The following is a 16,094-nucleotide window of genomic DNA, read 5'->3' on the forward strand; positions in this document are numbered from 1 at the left end:
GCGGTGAGGGGCAGCGCCGCCGACCGGCGCTGCCCCGGCGGAATCAGCCGAACCAGCGCGCGAGATGGTCATCCAGATCCTGCTGATCGTCGCCGATCCACGCGACGTGGCCGTCGGGTCGCAGCAGGACAGCCGGAACATCCACTGCCGCGGTGGGATCCGCGACGTGATCGACCCGGTCCGACCAGCCGCCGGTGGTCAGGCGTTCGGTGCGGTCCAGCAGCAGCCCGCGGCCGCGGTGCAGCAGATCGTAGAGGCGGCCCTCTTTCAGGTCGATGTCACGCAGGCGGCGGCCGAGCAGGTCGGGGCCGTCGCCGAAGTCGTAGCGGATGCCGATCGCGGTGATCTTCTCGATCAGGAAGCGGTTCACCTCGTCGAAGTCCATCAGTTCGGTGAGCAGCCTCCGCACCGCCTGCGCGCCCGGTTCGGGCGACATCAGCTCCATCTGGGCGCGCGTGTTGTCCAGCACGTCCGCGGCGACCGGACGACGTTCCGCCGGGTAGGTGTCCAGCAGCGAGTCCGGCGCCCACCCGCGGATCTGCGCGGCCAGTTTCCAGCCGAGGTTGACCGCGTCCTGGACGCCCAGGTTCAGGCCCTGGCCACCGACGGGTGGATGGATGTGCGCCGCATCGCCGGCCAGCAGCACGCGCCCGACCCGGTACCGTTCGGCCAGCCGGGTGGCATCGCCGAAACGGGACAACCAGCGCGGGGAATGCACGCCGAAATCGGTTCCGGCGACGGCGCGCAGCTGTTGTTTGAAATCGTCCAGGGTGGGCGGGTTCGCGCGGTCGCCGACTCCGGCGGCGGGAACGACGACGCGATAGGCCCGTTCGCCGAACGGGTGGATCCAGAACCGCTGATGGGTCTCGCGGGTGGCGGCCACCGTGGCGGCGATTTCCTCCCACGGCATCCCCGCTTCCATTTCCCCCATCAACGTATCGGTGCGCGAAGGCTCGCCGGGAAAGCCGACACCCAGCAGTTTGCGCACCGTACTGCGCGCGCCGTCACAGCCGACGAGATAACGCGTGCGCAATTGTTCACCGCTCGCCAGTTCGACGGTCACGCCCTCCTCGTCCTGCTCGAAACCGGTCACCGCACAACCGTGCCGGACCTGAGCGCCCAGGCGGATCGCGTGTTCTTCGAGCAGATCGACGATGACCGGCTGCGGGATGCCCAGCATGTACGCGTGCGCGGAATCCAAACCCTCGGGCGCGGGTTTTCCGATGGCGGCGAAGAATCCGCCGGCCGGACGCTTTCTGGCATGTGCGGAAATGCGATCGAGCAGTCCGCGCATGGCCATCAGCTCGATACTGCGGATGTGCAGACCGACGATGCGGGCGAACGCCGCGGGCTCGGTTTCCTTGTCCAGAACGAGAACCCGCACGTCGTGCAGCCGCAGTTCGGCGGCGAGCATCGCGCCGGTCGGCCCGCACCCGGCGATGATCACGTCGAAGTCGGTGGATCGCGGAGAGTTCATGGGTGTCGCCTTTCGGGAGTGCCTGGAGGCGCTCCCGGCGACACCTAGGTCGTTCGCCCGGCCGTGACGGGAAGGGGGAGCACCCACATCGATGCGTACATGGGTCTCACCTCCTCGGGCGGTGTCACGGTCGATCGCAAGCTACAAGTCCGCCCATCAGCGCGTCCAACCCTTTTCCCGGCGGCGCAGCCCATAGGCGCTGAGGAATCCAGCCGGGTCGACGGCCTCTGCTGGGGCTAGTACGCCGGGCGGGGCGGCGCCGGTGGCGTGCCGGCGGGCGGCTTCGACCGCGATCGAGGCGGTGGTGGGGAGGACGGCGGAGGTGTGCCGGGCTGGAGGATCACGGTGCCGGACGGTCCCGGCGTCAGCTCGCCGGGCGGCCGGCTCCCGCGTAGTCGTCCGTGCGGGTGCGGTACGTCGCGATCTGGATGGCCATCCCCTGCGTCGGCGCGTTGATCATCAGGCCGTTGCCCAGGTAGAGGCCGACGTGGTGGATGCGCGTCGCCGGGTTGCCGTAGAACACCAGGTCGCCCATTTTCGGCTCGGTGACCGCCGGGACGGACCGGAACTGCATGTCCGCGGTGCGCAGCAGGTTCACCCCGGCCGAGTCGTAGGCCGCCTTCGTCAGGCCCGAGCAGTCGAACCCGGCGGCGCCCGCCTCCGGGCCGTTGCCGCCCCACACGTAGGGCAACCCCAGCTGGTCCAGTGCGAACCGGGTGGCCCGCACCGACGGCGCGGACGCCGACGCCGGCTCCAGCGAGAGCTGCGCGTACAACTGCGCGTTGCCGAGCGCCTGCTGCCGGAACAGGTCCGAGTCGCGGTAGGCCTCGATCGCCTTCCACCAGCCCTGGCCGGCCTGCAGGTCGGTGTTGCCCGCGCACAGGGTGCGGCCCGCGGCGACGGACGCGTCGTCGATGTCCTGGATGTCACCCCGCGCGCCGGCGCGCTGCCACTCCGCCTGCGTCAGCTGCATCGGGCCGCCGCGCGACTCGGTGGCTGCCTCGCCCGCGGCACCGGTCAGCGGCACCGCGCCCAGCGCCTTCGTCAGCCTTCCGTTCGCGTCCAGCGACGCGCCGCCGAACCGGCCGTGGTTCGAGCTGGCCTTGCCGATCCCCGCGAGCGTCACCCACGAGAGGTGGCAGCCCGGGTCCTCCTCACGCAGCGTCAGCTCGCCCGTCGCGTACCCGATCAGCGCGCGCTCCGGGATGTCCAGCGGCTCGCTCAGCCCGGCCGCCCACTTCTCCAGCTCGCTCTCGCCCTGTTCCTGGGGCGCCTGCGCCTGCTCCGGCGCGTTCGGCTCCAGCACGGTCGGCGCGGACGCGAGCGCCGCACCACCCGCGGGCGGCTCCGGCGGCAGCACGTCGGCGGTGGCCCGCACCTGTTCTCGCGGCGGCTCGACCAGCAGCCACCCGCAGGTGGCCACCGCGGCGACGAGGATCAGCGCGATCAGGGCACGCCCGGCGGCGGCCCGCCCCCAGGATCGGAAACGCATGGTCACCTCGCCAACACTAAAAGACATCGACCGCCGCGGACACAGTGATCCAACGACCGGACCCCCTCGGGCGTGACGGAAGGCGAATAGGCTTCCCCCATGAACGCGATCAACGCCGGGCGGCTGCGCGCCGAACTGCTCGCCCCGCAGGGTCCGTACGCCGCGCTGGACGTCGTCCCCAGCACCGGGTCCACCAACGCCGACCTGCGCGAAGCCAGTGTGGCGGGCGCGGCGGACCGGACCGTGCTGATCGCCGAGGAGCAGACCTCCGGCGTGGGCAGGCGCGCGCGGCAGTGGGCGTCGCCGAAGGGCAGTGGCATCTACCTGAGCGTGCTGCTGCGTCCCGTGGAGGTTCCGTTCAGCGCGCTCGGCTCACTGGCGATCGTGGCCGGGCTCGCGGTGACCGACCTCACAGCGGAGCTGGGCGTCGACGCGGTCCTCAAGTGGCCCAACGACGTCCTCGCCGGCCCGGCTCGCGGCAAATGCGCCGGCATCCTGTCCGAGGCGGTCGCCGGGGATGAGCTGGCCGTCGTGCTCGGCATCGGGCTCAACGTCCGCCCGCTCGGCCCGGGTGTCGAGCCGGGCGCGGGCGGGCTGCTGCCCACCTCGCTGGCCGAACACGGCGCCCGCACCACCGACCGCACCGACGTCGCCGCGCTGCTGCTGGCCGCGCTCGCCGACCGCGAGGACCGCTGGCGCGCCGCCCGCGGCGATCTCGCGAAGGCCGGTCTGCTGGCCGACTACCGGGCCCGCTGCGAGACGCTCGGCCAGGAGGTCCGGGTGCTGCTGCCGGGCGACCACTCGATCACCGGCACGGCCGAGGACGTCGACGCCGCCGGCCAGCTCGAAGTGGTCGGTCAGGACGGGAAGCGGCACACCGTGTTCGCCGGAGACGTCGTGCACCTGCGCCCGGTACGGTGAGGCGGTCGCGAGAGGAGTTCGCAGTGGCCTACCCCGACGATCTGCTCAGCGAGAACGAGCGGGTCATAGTGCACAGCCATCCGCACGCGAAGATGCTGATCTGGCCGGTGATCGGTTTTCTCGTGACGGTGGGGCTGGGCATCTGGCTCGTCACGCTCGCCGCGGACGCGCCGGCGCCGTGGGACGACGTGGCCCGCATCGCGATCGCCGTGGTCGCGGTCGTGCTGATCGTCTGGTTCTTCCTGGTGCCGGTGATCCGCTGGCGCACCACCCACTTCATCGTCACGACCGACCGGCTGATCGTGCGCGAGGGCGTGATCAAGCGCACCGGCATCGACATCCCGCTCGGCCGGATCAGCAGCGTGCAGTTCGAGCACGGCATCGTGGACCGGCTGTTCGGCTGCGGGACCCTGGTGATCGAGTCCGCTTCGGACGAGCCGCTGCGGTTCGACGACATTCCGCGCGTGGAACGGGTGCACACGATGATCTACCGCCAGGTCAACGACAACCCGTACGACGACTTCCCGGGCGAGCAGGGACCGCAACCCCGTGGCCGCGGCGTCCGGTGATCTCACCCGATCCAGCGATCTGCGGATCACGGAGCTGACCGCGGGTAACTGGCCGCTGTTCGAGCGGCTGCTCGGTCCCGGCGGGTTGCAGGGCGGCTGCTGGTGCGCCTGGTTCCGGATGACCAGCGGTGAGTTCCGCACCACCGGTCCGGACGGGCACAAGGCTCACGTGCGCGACGAGGTGCGGGCCGGGAAACCGTTGGGGCTGCTGGGAATCCTCGACGAAGAACCGGTCGCCTGGGTGGCGGTCTCACCCCGGGTGGACAACCCGCGGCTGGCCACGTCCCGGGTCGCCGCGCTGCCCGACGACGATCCCACGGACGTGTGGTCGGTGACGTGTTTCTACGTACACCGGCGCGCCCGCGGGCGGGGCCTGGCGGCGGCGATGTTGCGGGCCGCGACCCGGCACGCGTTCGACCGCGGCGCCCGGATCGTCGAGGGATATCCGGTGGACGCAAGGAAAAAGCGGCCGGCGGGCGATCTCTACCACGGCACGATCGAGATGTTCGCCGCGGCAGGTTTCGATTTGACCGCACGCCGCGACACGGTTCGGGCACTCATGCGTATTCCGGCTCGATGAGGCAACCTGATGCCGAGGGGGAACCGGAGCGCCCTGGTGCGCGTCCGAGTCCGAGCCGACTGCTGTACTCGCGAGGAGGGGTGCCGTGACCGAGCATCGGGCGCAGGTGGAAGAACTGCTCGCCGACTACCGCCGCAGCCGCGAAGATCTCGCTTCCGCGCAGCGCGCGCTCGCCGCCGTCACGGCCTCGGCCACCGACGCGGACGGGCTGATCACCGCGACCGTCGGCCCGCGCGGCACCCTGACTTCCCTCAACATCGCCGACGGCGCCTACTGGCGGTACCGGCCGAACGAGCTGGCGCAGCAGATCGTGCGCGTCACCGCCGAAGCCACCGTGCGGGCGCTCGCGCGGGCCGGTGAGGTGCTGGCGCCGGTGCTGCCCGCCGGCACGGACCCGCAGGCGCTGCTGCTCGGCACCGGCGATCTCGACGCGACCGAGATCGCGCCCGCGAAACCCCGTCCCGCGCCGGACGAGGAAAGCCTCGAAGACCAGACCTGGATGACCCGATGAGCGCCGGGTTCGAGGCCGACGCCGTCCGGCTCGCCGCCTCCGCCGGTGACTTCGACGGCCTCGCGGTGCGCGCGGCGGCCATCGCGGAGCGGCTGGAGCGCGCGCTCGACGGCGCGGGCCGGGCGTGGGGCGACGGCGCCGTCGGGCAGGCGATCGCCGCGTCGCACGTCTCGCGCGCCGAGGAGACCCTGGCCGGGCTGCGGAGCCTGTCCGGGCGGCTGACCACGTTCGGCCGGACCGTCGGCGAGGCCGCCGGCCGGTACCGCGGGTCCGAAGAGGACGCCGAGCAGGCGATCATCGACACGGCACAGGGGTAGCGCATGGGTATCGAGCTACCGCGGGAACTCGCCGCCCTGGCCGCGGAAACCGGCCTGGAGTGGCCGGACGCGGACGAGGACAAGCTGCGCGAGCAGGCCGGCGCCTGGCGGGACGCGCACCAGGAACTGACCGCGCTCGCCGCGGAGGCCGACGAACACGCGGGCGCCGCGGTCGCCGCCCTGTCCCGGGACGCGGGCGAGGCGGCCGGGCACGCGTGGTCGGCGTTCGTCGATCCGGAGAAGGGGCACCTGACCACGGCCGCGCGTGGAGCCGCGGAAGCCGCCGACCGGCTGGAGAACGCGGCCGAGCAGGTCGGCGCCGCGAAGGTCGAACTGGTGCGGCAGCTCGTCGAGGCCGCGAAGAACCGGGACGCGAGCCTCGCCGCCGCCGAGCACGGCCACCCGACCGCGATCCTCGGTGTGGACCCGATTCTGCGCGGCACCGCGGCGAACCTGGCGGTCGTGACCCACGGCTTGGCCGCGACGCTCGGGCCCGGGCCGGTCGGCTCGCTGGTCACCCCGGTCGTCGAACCGAACCCGGGCGCCCGCACCGCGGAGGGCCAGGGCGCGCTGCTCGGGGTGGTCACCGGTCTGGCGCCGGAACTGGTGGCGCCCGTGGTGACGCCGTCGCCCGCGGTGCTGGGCACGGCGCCGCCCTCGGCGCCGGCCGCGGTGTCCTCGGCCGTGCTGACGCCGCCGGTGGTGCCGCCCGTGGTTCCCGAACCGGCCTTCGCCGACACCGGCCCGATCCAGCTCCCGGACCCGCCGACCCCGCCATCGCTGCCGCGGTACGAGGGGCTGCTGGACGCGGGGGGCTTCGACGAGGTGCCGACGCCGTCGACCGGACTGCCGAACGCCACCGTCGCCGCGGGGTTCACCGAGGCCGCGGTGCCGCCTCCGCCTCCGGTGGGGGCGCCGGGAATGCCGGGGGCGCCCGTAGCCGCCGGGTACGCGCCGGCTCCCCCCGCGGCCGGGTACGCGCCGGCGGTGCCCCCGGGCGGGTACGCCCCGGCCGCCGCGCCTGCGGGGTACCCTCCGTTCGCGCCCGGGCCGCGTCAGCCGTACGTCGCGCCGTATCCCGAGCCGGCGCCGCGCCCACCGGAACCGCCGGTGGGGACGCCGCGGCAGGAGCGGGAGACGATAGTCGCGTTGTTCCGGGTCCACATGTTCCCGATCGGCCACCTGCCCGTCGCCACCGACAAACCCGCGCGGCAGCTGCCCGCGCCGCCGTGCGAGGTCGACTACGCGCCCGGGCTGCGGTTCCCGCCGCACGACCACCCGCGCTCGGACCTGATCCGGACCGACGACGCGCTGGTGAAGGTCCAGGCCGGGTACGGCCGCCTGCCCTCGCCGGCCGGCACGCCCCCGGCGGAGCTGCTCGCCGGGTACGACCCGCTGGGCGGCCTGCACGAGCGCGACTGGGACCGCCGGTTCCTGGCCGGGAAGCGCCGCGAGGTGCCGGAGTACGCGTGGCCGCCGGGCGAGCTGTACCCCGAGGGCGGCTCCGCGGAGGGCGAACCGGAAGTACTGACCGAGGGCACGGTGCTGGACCGCTTCGGCGATCCACGCGGCCGGATCTTCGCGCCGGAGGGCACCCCGTTCGCGCGGCGGTCGCTGCCGCCGTCGGCGCGCATCGCCGGCTACCGGCGCTACCGCGTGCTGCGGCAGACGCCGGTGTGGCGGGCGGTGTCGGCGCCGTGGTTCGGGCAGCCCGGCGGCGGCGAGCGGTACCGGGCGATCTACTCGGCCGACGAGCTGGTCACCCTGGGGTACCTGGCGGACATCACGTTCGAGGAGGGCGCTGCGCAGTGAACGTCGAGTCGATCGTGCGGTGGCTGGCGGCCATCGGGGTGCCCGGCGAGGTGATCTCGATCGGCAAGGAGGCCGACAACGCGTGGTGCCTGCTGCGGGTCGAGGAGTCCGAAGAGGGCGGCCCGGTGTGGGAGGTGTTCTGGCGCGAGCAGGGCAACCGCTACGACTGGGCCCGGTTCACCAACGAACAGGTCGCCTGCCACTACCTGTTCGGCAGGCTGGCCTGGTCGCAGGTCGCGCGCGGCGCCGTGGGGCTGCTGCCCGCGCCGGCTTAAGGAGAGCTGACGGCACCGTTAAGCGATCCGGACTGGTGCTCGCGCGCTCCGGCGATGATGCTCGACGCATGATCACCCCCGACACCAAGGACTGGACCTGGGTGCTGCGCACGCCGTGCCCGGAATGCGGTTTCGACGCCGCGACGTTCGCGCGCGAGGACGTGCCCGCGATGCTGCGGGCCAACGCCGAAGGGTGGCGCCGGGCGCTGGCGGAGCCGGACGTCCGGAAGCGGCCCGCGCCGGAGGTGTGGTCCACCTTGGAGTACGGGTGCCACGTGCGGGACGTGTGCCGGATCTACCTGGAGCGCCTGCGGCTGATCCGCACGCAGGACGCCCCGCTGTTCCCGAACTGGGACCAGGACGCGACGGCGGTCGAGGACCGGTACGACACCCAGGACCCGCGGGTGGTTGCGGACGAGCTGATCGCGGCGGCGGACCGGCTGGCCACGGCGCTCGCCGAGGTGAGCGGCGCGGAGTGGGACCGGACCGGCAGCCGCAGCGACGGCGCCCACTTCACCATCGACACCTTCGCGCGCTACTTCATCCACGACCCGCTGCACCACCTCTGGGACGTGACCGGGCAGCGGGTGGGGCACTAGCGGCGCGCCGGAGCCTGCCCGTCCGGCGAGGACATCTCTTGATCTTTGAACTCGCACCCGCGCTGCTACCGCCGCAGGTAGCCCAGCGCCTCGTCGTGCAGGTGCCCGTTCGACGACAGCGCCGAGCCGCCGTCGAAGCGCTCCGCGCCGCTCAGGTCGGAGAACCGTCCGCCGGCCTCGGTGAGCAGGATCTGCATCGGCGCGACGTCCCACGGGTTGACGATCGGCTCGGCCGCCAGGTCGATCGCGCCCTCGGCCACCAGGCAGTGGTGCCAGAAGTCGCCGAACGCGCGGGTTTCCCAGCACGCCTCGACCAGGCCCAGGTAGGCCTCGCGCGAGTGGTACTCGGTCCACGAGCCCAGGTCCGTCGTGGACAGGTAGGCGTCCGACAGCGACGACACGGCCGACACCGAGATCCGGCGCTCGCCCGCCGAGTCGCTCATCCACGCGCCCTCGCCCGCCGCGGCCCACCAGCGGCGGCCGAGCAGCGGCGCGCTGACCATGCCGACCACCGGCTGCCCGTCCTCCACCAGTGCGATCAGCGTCGCCCACACCGGGCCGCCGCGCAGGAAGTTCTTCGTCCCGTCGATCGGGTCCAGCACCCACGCGCGGCCCGACTCCCACGCCGTGCCGCCGCGTTCCTCGCCGGCGACGTTGTCGTCCGGGCGCTCGGCGGCGAGCACCTCGCGCACCGCGTCTTCGACCGCCGTGTCCGCGTCGGTGACCGGGGTGCGGTCCGGCTTGCTGCTGACCTTCAGGTCGCGGGCGCGGAACCGGGCCGTGGTGATCGAGTCCGCCGCGTCCGCGAGCCTGCCCGCCAGGATGAGATCGTCCGTGTAGCTCGCCACGCCACGATGTTTTCACGGACCGCGGTCGTAGAGTTGGCCAGGTGAGCATGGTGTTGCTGGCCGAGGACGACCCGGCGATCGCGGACCCCCTGTCGCGCGCGCTCGAACGGGAGGGCTACGACGTCGAGGTGGTCGGCGACGGCCCCGCGGTACTCGACACCACCCAGGCCAAGCGGGTCGACCTGCTCGTGCTCGACCTCGGCCTGCCCGGGATGGACGGTCTCGAGGTGTGCCGCCGGCTGCGTGCGAACGGCAGCGAGCTGCCGGTGCTGATGCTCACCGCCCGGACCGACGAGGTGGACTTCGTGGTCGGCCTGGACGCCGGCGCCGACGACTACGTCGCCAAGCCGTTCCGCCTGGCTGAGCTGCTGGCCCGCATCCGCGCCCTGCTGCGCCGCCGGGCGCCGGAGGTGCTCGAGGCCGGTGGGGTGCGGATGGACCTGGGCGCGCGGATGGTGCTGGTGGACGGCCGCGAGGTGCAGCTGGCGAACAAGGAGTTCGAGCTGCTGCGGGTGCTGATGAGCCACGCCGGGCAGGTCGTCAGCCGCGACGAGATCCTCGCCGAGGTGTGGAACGACCTGGAGTCCAAGACCTCGAAGACGCTCGACATGCACATGTCGTGGCTGCGCCGGAAGCTGTCGGTGACCAGCGACGGCAAGGGGTCGGTGATCCACCACGGCGACGGTGAGCGGCGCATCGCGACGGTCCGCGGCGTCGGCTTCCGGTTCAACGCAGACTAGTGCGCCGCCGGATCCTGCTCGCCATCCTGCTGGCGGTCGCGGTCACCGCGGCGGCGCTGGGCATCCCGCTCGGCGTCACCGCGTGGAAGCTGGTCGACAGCATCTACAACGAGGACCTCGCCGGGCGTGCCGCGCAGATCGCCGCGACGCTGGACACCGAGCTGGCCGACGGGGCGCTCGACCAGAACGACCTCACCCAGGTGTCGGTGGCGATCCCGCAGGGCGGGAAGCTGGTCGTCGAGGTGCCGGGGCAACAGCGGATGACCGAGGGCGCCGACCCGGGGGCGGACCCGGTGACCGCGACGGTCCAGCTGGCGCGGCAGGGGCACCTGGAGCTGTCGATCCCGTCCGGTCCGCTGCGGTCGCGGCAGACCACGGTGACGCTGGCCGTGCTGCTGCTGGTGGTGTTCTCGGTGACGATCGGGACCGTGGTGGCGACCGTGACGGCCCGGCGGCTGGCGAAGCCGCTGCGGCACGTGGCCGAGCGGGCGGCGCGGCTCGGCGGCGGGGACTTCCGGCCGGACCCGAGCCGGTACGGCATCGGCGAGCTGGACATGGTCGCCGAGGCGCTGGACACGTCGGGCACCGCGCTGGCGCAGCTGGTGCAGCGGGAGCGGCAGCTGGTCGGGGACGTGTCGCACCAGCTGCGGAGCCGGCTGACCGCGCTGCAGCTGCGGCTGGAGTCGCTGACGGTGGCCGACGACCCGGACACGGCGGAGGAGGCGCGGGCGGCGCAGGAGCAGGCGGACCGGTTGTCGGAGGCGCTGGAGGAGCTGCTGGCGGCGGCGCGGGCGGCGAGCGAGGTCGACACGGAGGCGCTGGAGCTGGCCGCGGAGCTGCCCGAGGTGTCGCACGAGTGGCGGCAGTTGCTGCGCGCGGAGGGCCGCAACCTGCGGTTGAAGATCGGCGAGGGCCTGATGGCGCGGGCGACGCCGGGCCGGCTGCGGGAGGTGGTCGGGGTGCTGCTGGACAACGCGCTGCGGCACGGGGCGGGGACGGTCACGCTGGCCGCGCGCCGTGGCGAGACCGAGGGCACGGTGGTGGTCGAGGTGAGCGACACCGGCTCGGGCATCCCGGACGACCTGGCGCCGCACATCTTCGAGAGGGGTTTCTCCGGCGGCGGCTCGACGGGCGTCGGCTTGGCACTGGCCCGGGCCCTGGCCGAGGCGGACGGTGGGCGGCTGGAGTTGTCCAGCCGTCGGCCGGCGGTGTTCAGTCTGTTCCTGCGGGTGCCGTACCCGGGGGACGTGCCGGAGGTGCGCTGGCCCGCGGAGCGTGTGCCCCGCTGAGCGTGGTGGGTTCAGGACGGGTGGCCGGTCGGGCCACCGGTGGCGGCCGCACTGGGTGGCGCGGGCCTTGGCGGGCGGCGGTCGGCGCGGTGGCTGGAGTTGTCGGGCGGCTGGCCGGCGAGCGCGTGCCCGGTTGGGGTGGTGGGTTCAGGTTTTCGGGCCGCCGGTCGGGGCCACTGGCGGCGGCTGCGCTGGGGTGGCGCGGCGCGTGCCTTGGCGGAGGCGGTCGGCGCGGTGACTGGAGTTGTCGAGCCGTCGGCCGGCGGTGTTCAGCCTGTTCCTGCGGGTGCCGAATCCGGGGGACGTGCCGGAGGTGCGCTGGCCCGCGGAGCGCGTGCCCCGCTGAGCGGCCGGGCACGATGCACCCGGGCGTCTCAGGCGGTCGGGTCCGGCGAGCGGGAGACGTCGCGGCGGCGCTGGCCCAGTTCGTCCGGGAAGACCCACCTCTTGAAGCCCCAGAAGCGGAACACCATCGCCAGCAGCATGCCGATGATGGACCCGCTGACGAAGTCCGCCGCTTCCTGCGCGAACCGGCTCACGTGTGGCAGCTCCAGGTGCAGCACGTACCGCGACACCCACAGCGGAATCAGGTTCACGGCCACGGCCAGGCCGCTGATCACGAAGAACAGCGCGGCCTCATGATGCCTTTCCCGGCCCCCACGAGTCCGGAACGACCATTCGCGATTGAGAATGTAGGACACGATCGTCGCGACGATGATCGCGATCGCTTTCGCGGTGGTCGGCTTGTCTTCCAGCACGCTCAGTTTCAGCAGGTACCAGACACCGTTGTCGACGATGAAGGTCGTTCCGCCGACGATCCCGAATTTGAGCAGCTCCCGATGCTTGATCAAGACCGAGCGCAATGGCTCGGGCGTGTGCGACAACACGCTTTCCACAACGGTCACTTGCGCAGTGTACGTAGTCCCGGGAACGCGAGGTCGTCAGGCGGCGCGTGAGCCGGTTTCACCCGTTTTCGCGACCCCGCCCGGATGCGCCTTCTCCTGCGGGAACACCCATTTCCGGAACGACACCCAGCGGAACGCGGTGCCGAGCAGCGTGCCCACGATCATGCCGCTCACGTAGTCCGCGATCTCCTGCGTGACCAGCCCGACCTCGGGCGTGTGCAGGTGCAGCACGTACCGCGACACGGCGAGCGGCAGCGCGCTCAGCCCCAGCGAAATCGCGCTCATCAGGAAGAACAACGCGGCTTCGTGACGCCGTTCGCGGCCGCCGCGGGTGCGGAAGGACCACTCGCGGTTCAGCACGTACGACACCACCGTGGCCACCAGCGTCGCGACCGCCAGCGCGGTCACCGGCTTGCCGGTCAGCACGGTCAGCTTGAGCCCGTAGTTGACGACGTTGGTGAGCACGAAGCAGGTCCCGCCGACCAGCACGAACTTCAGCAGCTCATGCCGCCGGACGAGGAACTTGCGCACCCCCCGGGGCAGGACCCGCAGCAGTGCCCCGAAACCGGTCATGGCGGGTGACCCTACTCCCGGCGATCAGTGCGGGATCCACGGCAGCCACCACCACGGCCGCCCGTGGCCCTTCGACGTCGAGGTCGTCGTGGTGGTCGTCGTGGTGGTGCTGCTGCTGGAAGTCGTCGTCGTGGTGGTCGTCGTGTCCCGCGAGGTCGTGGTGGTCGTCGTGGACGACGACGGAGGCGCCGCAGTGGTGGTCGTGGTCGGCGCCAGGCCCGGCGTCGGCACCCCGCAGTGCGGGAACCAGCAGTCGAACGTCACGGTGCGCGACGCGTGCGCGCTGCCCAGCGTCGCCGACACCGTCACGGTCCGGGACTCCTTCTTCGGCCCGTCCAGCTCGAACCACAGCCGCAGGTGCTCGCCCGGCTCCAGCGCGTTCAGGCTGGTGCAGGTCGTCGTCGGGCCGCTGTCGCACGCCGCCCGGAAGTTGCCCAGGATCAGCCGCGCCTCGTCGTCGATCGACAGGGTGACCGGCTTGGTGTTCGGGCCGGTGTTGACAACGTCGACGGACATCCAGGCGGAATGCCCCCAGGCGGGCTGGCCGCTCCACACGGCCTTCGCCTCGAGCGTCAGCTGGTCCGGCGCCTCGGCCACCGACACCGGCACGCTGACCGACACCCGCACGTTCGACCCGGCGTTCACCGAACCGGTGATCTGGCCGGACGCCGCACCCTGGTCCGCCTTGAGCAGGAACGTCAGCACCGCGCTCTCACCCGGCTGCAGCCCGCGCGGCGTGGTGCAGGTGACCGTGCCCTCGCCCGGTGGACAGGCGACCAGCAGCGGCCCGGACGCGGCCTGCGTGCCGAACCCGCCGACGCCGCCACCGCCGCCGCCCGCGGGCACCACCCGGATGCCGGGCGGCAGGTTCAACGTCGCCGCGACCGGCTCGGACACCGACCCGCCGCTGTTGCGCACCGTGATCGGCAGGGCGACCGGGTCCCCGCCCGGTTCCAGTTCGAGCGCCGACGTCGGGCCCTCGGCGGTGATGTTCGCGGGCGCGCCGGGCGCCGGCGGCGGCGGTGCCGGCGCCGGCGCCGGCGCCGGTGGCACGACGGGTGCGGGCGCCGGCACGACGGCCGGAGCCGGCGGCGGCGCGGCAGGGGGAGCGGCGGGCGGGGCCGGGGGCTGCGCGGGCGCCACCGCCGGCGGTGGCGCCGGAGCCGACGCGGCCGCCGGGATCTCCTGCGTGCCGCCACCCGCGGCCAGCGCGGCGGCGACCGCGGCCGCCACCGCCGTCCCGGCGACGCCGACCCCGACGAACTGCCGCGGCCCGGCGGCGGCGACCGAAGCCGCGCCACCCGCGGACCCGGCCGCGGCACCGGCGGTCGCCACCGTCGCGGCCGTCGCCTTGCCCGCGGTCGCGAGGTAGCCCAGCGCCGCGCCGCCCAGCACGATCGGCGCGATGATCGCCCGCAGCGCGCCGTTGACCTCGGCCAGCTCGGCGGCCAGCGCGCGGCAGTCCGCGCACTCGTCCAGGTGCGCCTCGACCTGGGCGCGTTCCCGCTTGGACAGACCGTCGCGGGTCCACGCGCCCAGCCGGTCGGCGCACGCGCGGCACTTGTCGGCGGACGTCTCGGCCAGGTGCACCTGCAGGTAGGCCTGCCGCAGACCCTCCCGGGCCCGGTAGGCGAGCGCGGACACGCCGTTTGGCGTCAGGCCGAGCAGCGGCGCGACCTCGGCCGGGCTCTGCTGCTCGATCTCGGTGTGCCACAGCACCGCCTGCCAGCGCTCCGGCAGCGACGCGAACGCCTTCGCCGCCATCGTCCGCTCCAGCCCGGCCAGCGCGGTGTCGGAGAACTGCACGGTCAGCGCCTCCGCGCCGACCGTGGTCATGTCCTCGTTGAGGTCGACGCGCTTGTCCTTGCGGGTCTTGTCGTAGGCGGTGTGCCGCAGCGCGGTGAGCAGGTACGCGCGGAAGGCGCTGTCCGGGCCCTTGCCCGCGCGCAGCGTGTCGAGGACCTTGGCGAACGCGTCGGAGACCAGGTCGTCGGCCTCGGCCGTGGACCGGGCGAGCTGGCGCGCCAGGTTGTAGGCGGCGCTGACGTGCCGTTCGTAGAGCGTGCCGTAGGCAGCCAGGGTGCCGGTGCGGACGTCGGTGATCAACTCCGCGTCGCTCTTGCCCTCGAAATCGGCCGAAAGGGTGGACACCGCTCTCCTTCATCCCCAGTGCTGCGCGCGATCAGTGTGACTGACCGGCCCCGGCACGTCACGCCACACCTCGCACTGTTGACCCGCACGGTGTAATTCCGTCACGGCGCGCCGCTTCGATCGTCACATCACCGGAACAGCGGTCGCGGGACGAGAGGACGGTTGCCAGTGGACGTGCCGGCCATGGGGTTGCGGCTCGAACCGGAGCCCGGCGGCGGCGGATCGCTGCGGGAGCTGCGGGCGCGCTGGCAGGCCGCGAGCCTGGCCGCGGGATGGCGTTTCCCCAGCGACTGGGCGCTTCCCGAGGTCGACACGGTGTGCGCGGCCGTGTTGCGCAAGGGCTCCGCGGAGATCCCCATCGCGGCTCTGGCAAGGGCGCGGGCCGCGGCGGGCGCCGGGCTCGGTGAGACCCTCACCGATCTGGCGGCGTTGCACGCCGTAATCACCCCGCCGGGGGACTCAGGCGGTCTGGTGAGCCCGGACGTGGACGCCCTGCCGTCCCGGCTACTGCGGGTGGCCGCGCTGGCGTGGGCCGACGTCGCGATGGACAAGCTCGCCACCGCCGAGGTCATCGACCCGCTGACCGGCCTGCCGACGGCGTCGTACCTGCGCACCCGGCTGCGCGAGCTGTACCGCCGGCCCGGGCACCAGGTGTCCGAAGACCACACCCTGCTCGTCGTCTCGGTCGACCTGTCCGGCGTCAGCGGCTGGCCGCGGCTCACCGCGATGATCCTGATCGCCGAGGCGCTGCGGGCGGTGTTCGACGGCGGCGAGAGCATCGCCTCGCTCGGCCCGTCCACGGTCGCCGCCGCGGTCCCGCGCGACGGCCGCATCGCCGCGAAGGCCGTGATGCTGCGACGCGAGCTGCACGAGCGGCTGTCGGTCGACGACCAGCTGGAATCGGTCGGCCCACCGAAGATCAAGCTGATCCGGCTGCCCGCCACCCACGAGTCCGCGTGCGACCTGCTGCAGCGACTCGCACGAACCTGACCCTCCCGCCCGCCAGCCCTCCGCCACCCTCAACGGAGGCGCTTC

17 protein-coding genes are annotated in these 16,094 nt (G+C 73.1%); 11 read left to right on the plus strand and 6 right to left on the minus strand.

The window, feature by feature from the left end:
- Nucleotides 1-43: 43 nt before the first annotated feature.
- Nucleotides 44-1,477, minus strand: a complete 1,434-nt coding sequence (gene rox, locus IE290_RS32605; RefSeq protein WP_191248586.1) for a rifampin monooxygenase — start codon at nt 1,475-1,477, stop codon at nt 44-46.
- 364 nt (nt 1,478-1,841) lie between these two features.
- Nucleotides 1,842-2,969 (minus strand): C40 family peptidase, encoded by a 1,128-nt coding sequence (locus IE290_RS32610; RefSeq protein ID WP_191248753.1) that lies wholly within the window; start codon nt 2,967-2,969, stop codon nt 1,842-1,844.
- A 99-nt stretch (nt 2,970-3,068) separates the two neighbouring features.
- On the opposite strand from IE290_RS32610, the gene IE290_RS32615 reads away from it, so the two are divergent.
- From IE290_RS32615 to IE290_RS32650, 8 genes are all read left to right on the plus strand, one after another.
- Complete coding sequence (locus tag IE290_RS32615) at nt 3,069-3,890, plus strand: biotin--[acetyl-CoA-carboxylase] ligase (RefSeq protein ID WP_191248587.1); 822 nt, start codon at nt 3,069-3,071, stop codon at nt 3,888-3,890.
- A 23-nt stretch (nt 3,891-3,913) separates the two neighbouring features.
- On the plus strand, nt 3,914-4,459 hold the full coding sequence (locus IE290_RS32620; protein WP_191248588.1) for a PH domain-containing protein: 546 nt from the start codon (nt 3,914-3,916) through the stop codon (nt 4,457-4,459).
- Nucleotides 4,440-5,039, plus strand: a complete 600-nt coding sequence (locus IE290_RS32625; RefSeq protein ID WP_191248589.1) for a GNAT family N-acetyltransferase — start codon at nt 4,440-4,442, stop codon at nt 5,037-5,039. The genes IE290_RS32620 and IE290_RS32625 overlap by 20 nt, the downstream gene beginning before the upstream one ends.
- Before the next feature lie 85 nt (nt 5,040-5,124).
- Nucleotides 5,125-5,550 (plus strand): YbaB/EbfC family nucleoid-associated protein, encoded by a 426-nt coding sequence (locus IE290_RS32630; protein ID WP_191248590.1) that lies wholly within the window; start codon nt 5,125-5,127, stop codon nt 5,548-5,550.
- Nucleotides 5,547-5,867 (plus strand): hypothetical protein, encoded by a 321-nt coding sequence (locus tag IE290_RS32635; RefSeq protein WP_191248591.1) that lies wholly within the window; start codon nt 5,547-5,549, stop codon nt 5,865-5,867. The genes IE290_RS32630 and IE290_RS32635 overlap by 4 nt, the downstream gene beginning before the upstream one ends.
- 3 nt (nt 5,868-5,870) lie before the next feature.
- The gene (locus tag IE290_RS32640; RefSeq protein ID WP_191248592.1) at nt 5,871-7,679 is read left to right on the plus strand and encodes a TNT domain-containing protein; all 1,809 of its coding nucleotides are present in this window, start codon (nt 5,871-5,873) and stop codon (nt 7,677-7,679) included.
- A complete protein-coding gene (locus IE290_RS32645; protein WP_017986852.1) occupies nt 7,676-7,954 on the plus strand; it encodes a hypothetical protein in 279 nt (92 codons plus the stop codon). The genes IE290_RS32640 and IE290_RS32645 overlap by 4 nt, the downstream gene beginning before the upstream one ends.
- A gap of 68 nt (nt 7,955-8,022) precedes the next feature.
- Nucleotides 8,023-8,553 carry a DinB family protein gene (locus tag IE290_RS32650; RefSeq protein ID WP_191248593.1) on the plus strand — a complete coding sequence of 177 codons (531 nt, stop codon included), beginning with the start codon at nt 8,023-8,025 and terminating at the stop codon, nt 8,551-8,553.
- 65 nt (nt 8,554-8,618) lie between these two features.
- On the opposite strand, the gene hisN is transcribed toward IE290_RS32650, so the two are convergent.
- Nucleotides 8,619-9,401, minus strand: coding sequence for a histidinol-phosphatase (hisN, locus tag IE290_RS32655; RefSeq protein ID WP_191248594.1), 783 nt, complete (start codon nt 9,399-9,401; stop codon nt 8,619-8,621).
- A 47-nt stretch (nt 9,402-9,448) separates the two neighbouring features.
- Here hisN and IE290_RS32660 point away from each other — a divergent pair, with 47 nt between their 5' ends.
- Together IE290_RS32660 and IE290_RS32665 are read left to right on the plus strand one after the other, a co-directional pair.
- Entirely contained in the window at nt 9,449-10,141 is a 693-nt protein-coding gene (locus IE290_RS32660; RefSeq protein WP_026153804.1) for a response regulator transcription factor, read from the plus strand.
- Nucleotides 10,141-11,430, plus strand: coding sequence for a sensor histidine kinase (locus tag IE290_RS32665; protein ID WP_191248595.1), 1,290 nt, complete (start codon nt 10,141-10,143; stop codon nt 11,428-11,430). The genes IE290_RS32660 and IE290_RS32665 overlap by 1 nt, the downstream gene beginning before the upstream one ends.
- Before the next feature lie 374 nt (nt 11,431-11,804).
- Here IE290_RS32665 and IE290_RS32670 read toward each other — a convergent pair whose 3' ends face one another.
- Genes IE290_RS32670 through IE290_RS32680 form a run of 3 tightly spaced genes read right to left on the minus strand, consistent with a single transcriptional unit; the run spans nt 11,805 to nt 15,059 of the window.
- Complete coding sequence (locus IE290_RS32670) at nt 11,805-12,335, minus strand: GtrA family protein (RefSeq protein WP_191248596.1); 531 nt, start codon at nt 12,333-12,335, stop codon at nt 11,805-11,807.
- Nucleotides 12,336-12,371: 36 nt separating this feature from the next.
- Nucleotides 12,372-12,908, minus strand: coding sequence for a GtrA family protein (locus tag IE290_RS32675; RefSeq protein ID WP_191248597.1), 537 nt, complete (start codon nt 12,906-12,908; stop codon nt 12,372-12,374).
- Nucleotides 12,909-12,932: 24 nt separating this feature from the next.
- Nucleotides 12,933-15,059 carry a sigma-70 family RNA polymerase sigma factor gene (locus IE290_RS32680; protein ID WP_191248598.1) on the minus strand — a complete coding sequence of 709 codons (2,127 nt, stop codon included), beginning with the start codon at nt 15,057-15,059 and terminating at the stop codon, nt 12,933-12,935.
- Nucleotides 15,060-15,227: 168 nt separating this feature from the next.
- Here IE290_RS32680 and IE290_RS32685 point away from each other — a divergent pair, with 168 nt between their 5' ends.
- Entirely contained in the window at nt 15,228-16,049 is an 822-nt protein-coding gene (locus IE290_RS32685; protein WP_191248599.1) for a GGDEF domain-containing protein, read from the plus strand.
- The last annotated feature ends 45 nt before the right edge of the window (nt 16,050-16,094 follow it).

Source organism: Amycolatopsis deserti (assembly GCF_014653945.1).
Classification (GTDB): domain Bacteria; phylum Actinomycetota; class Actinomycetes; order Mycobacteriales; family Pseudonocardiaceae; genus Amycolatopsis_E; species Amycolatopsis_E deserti.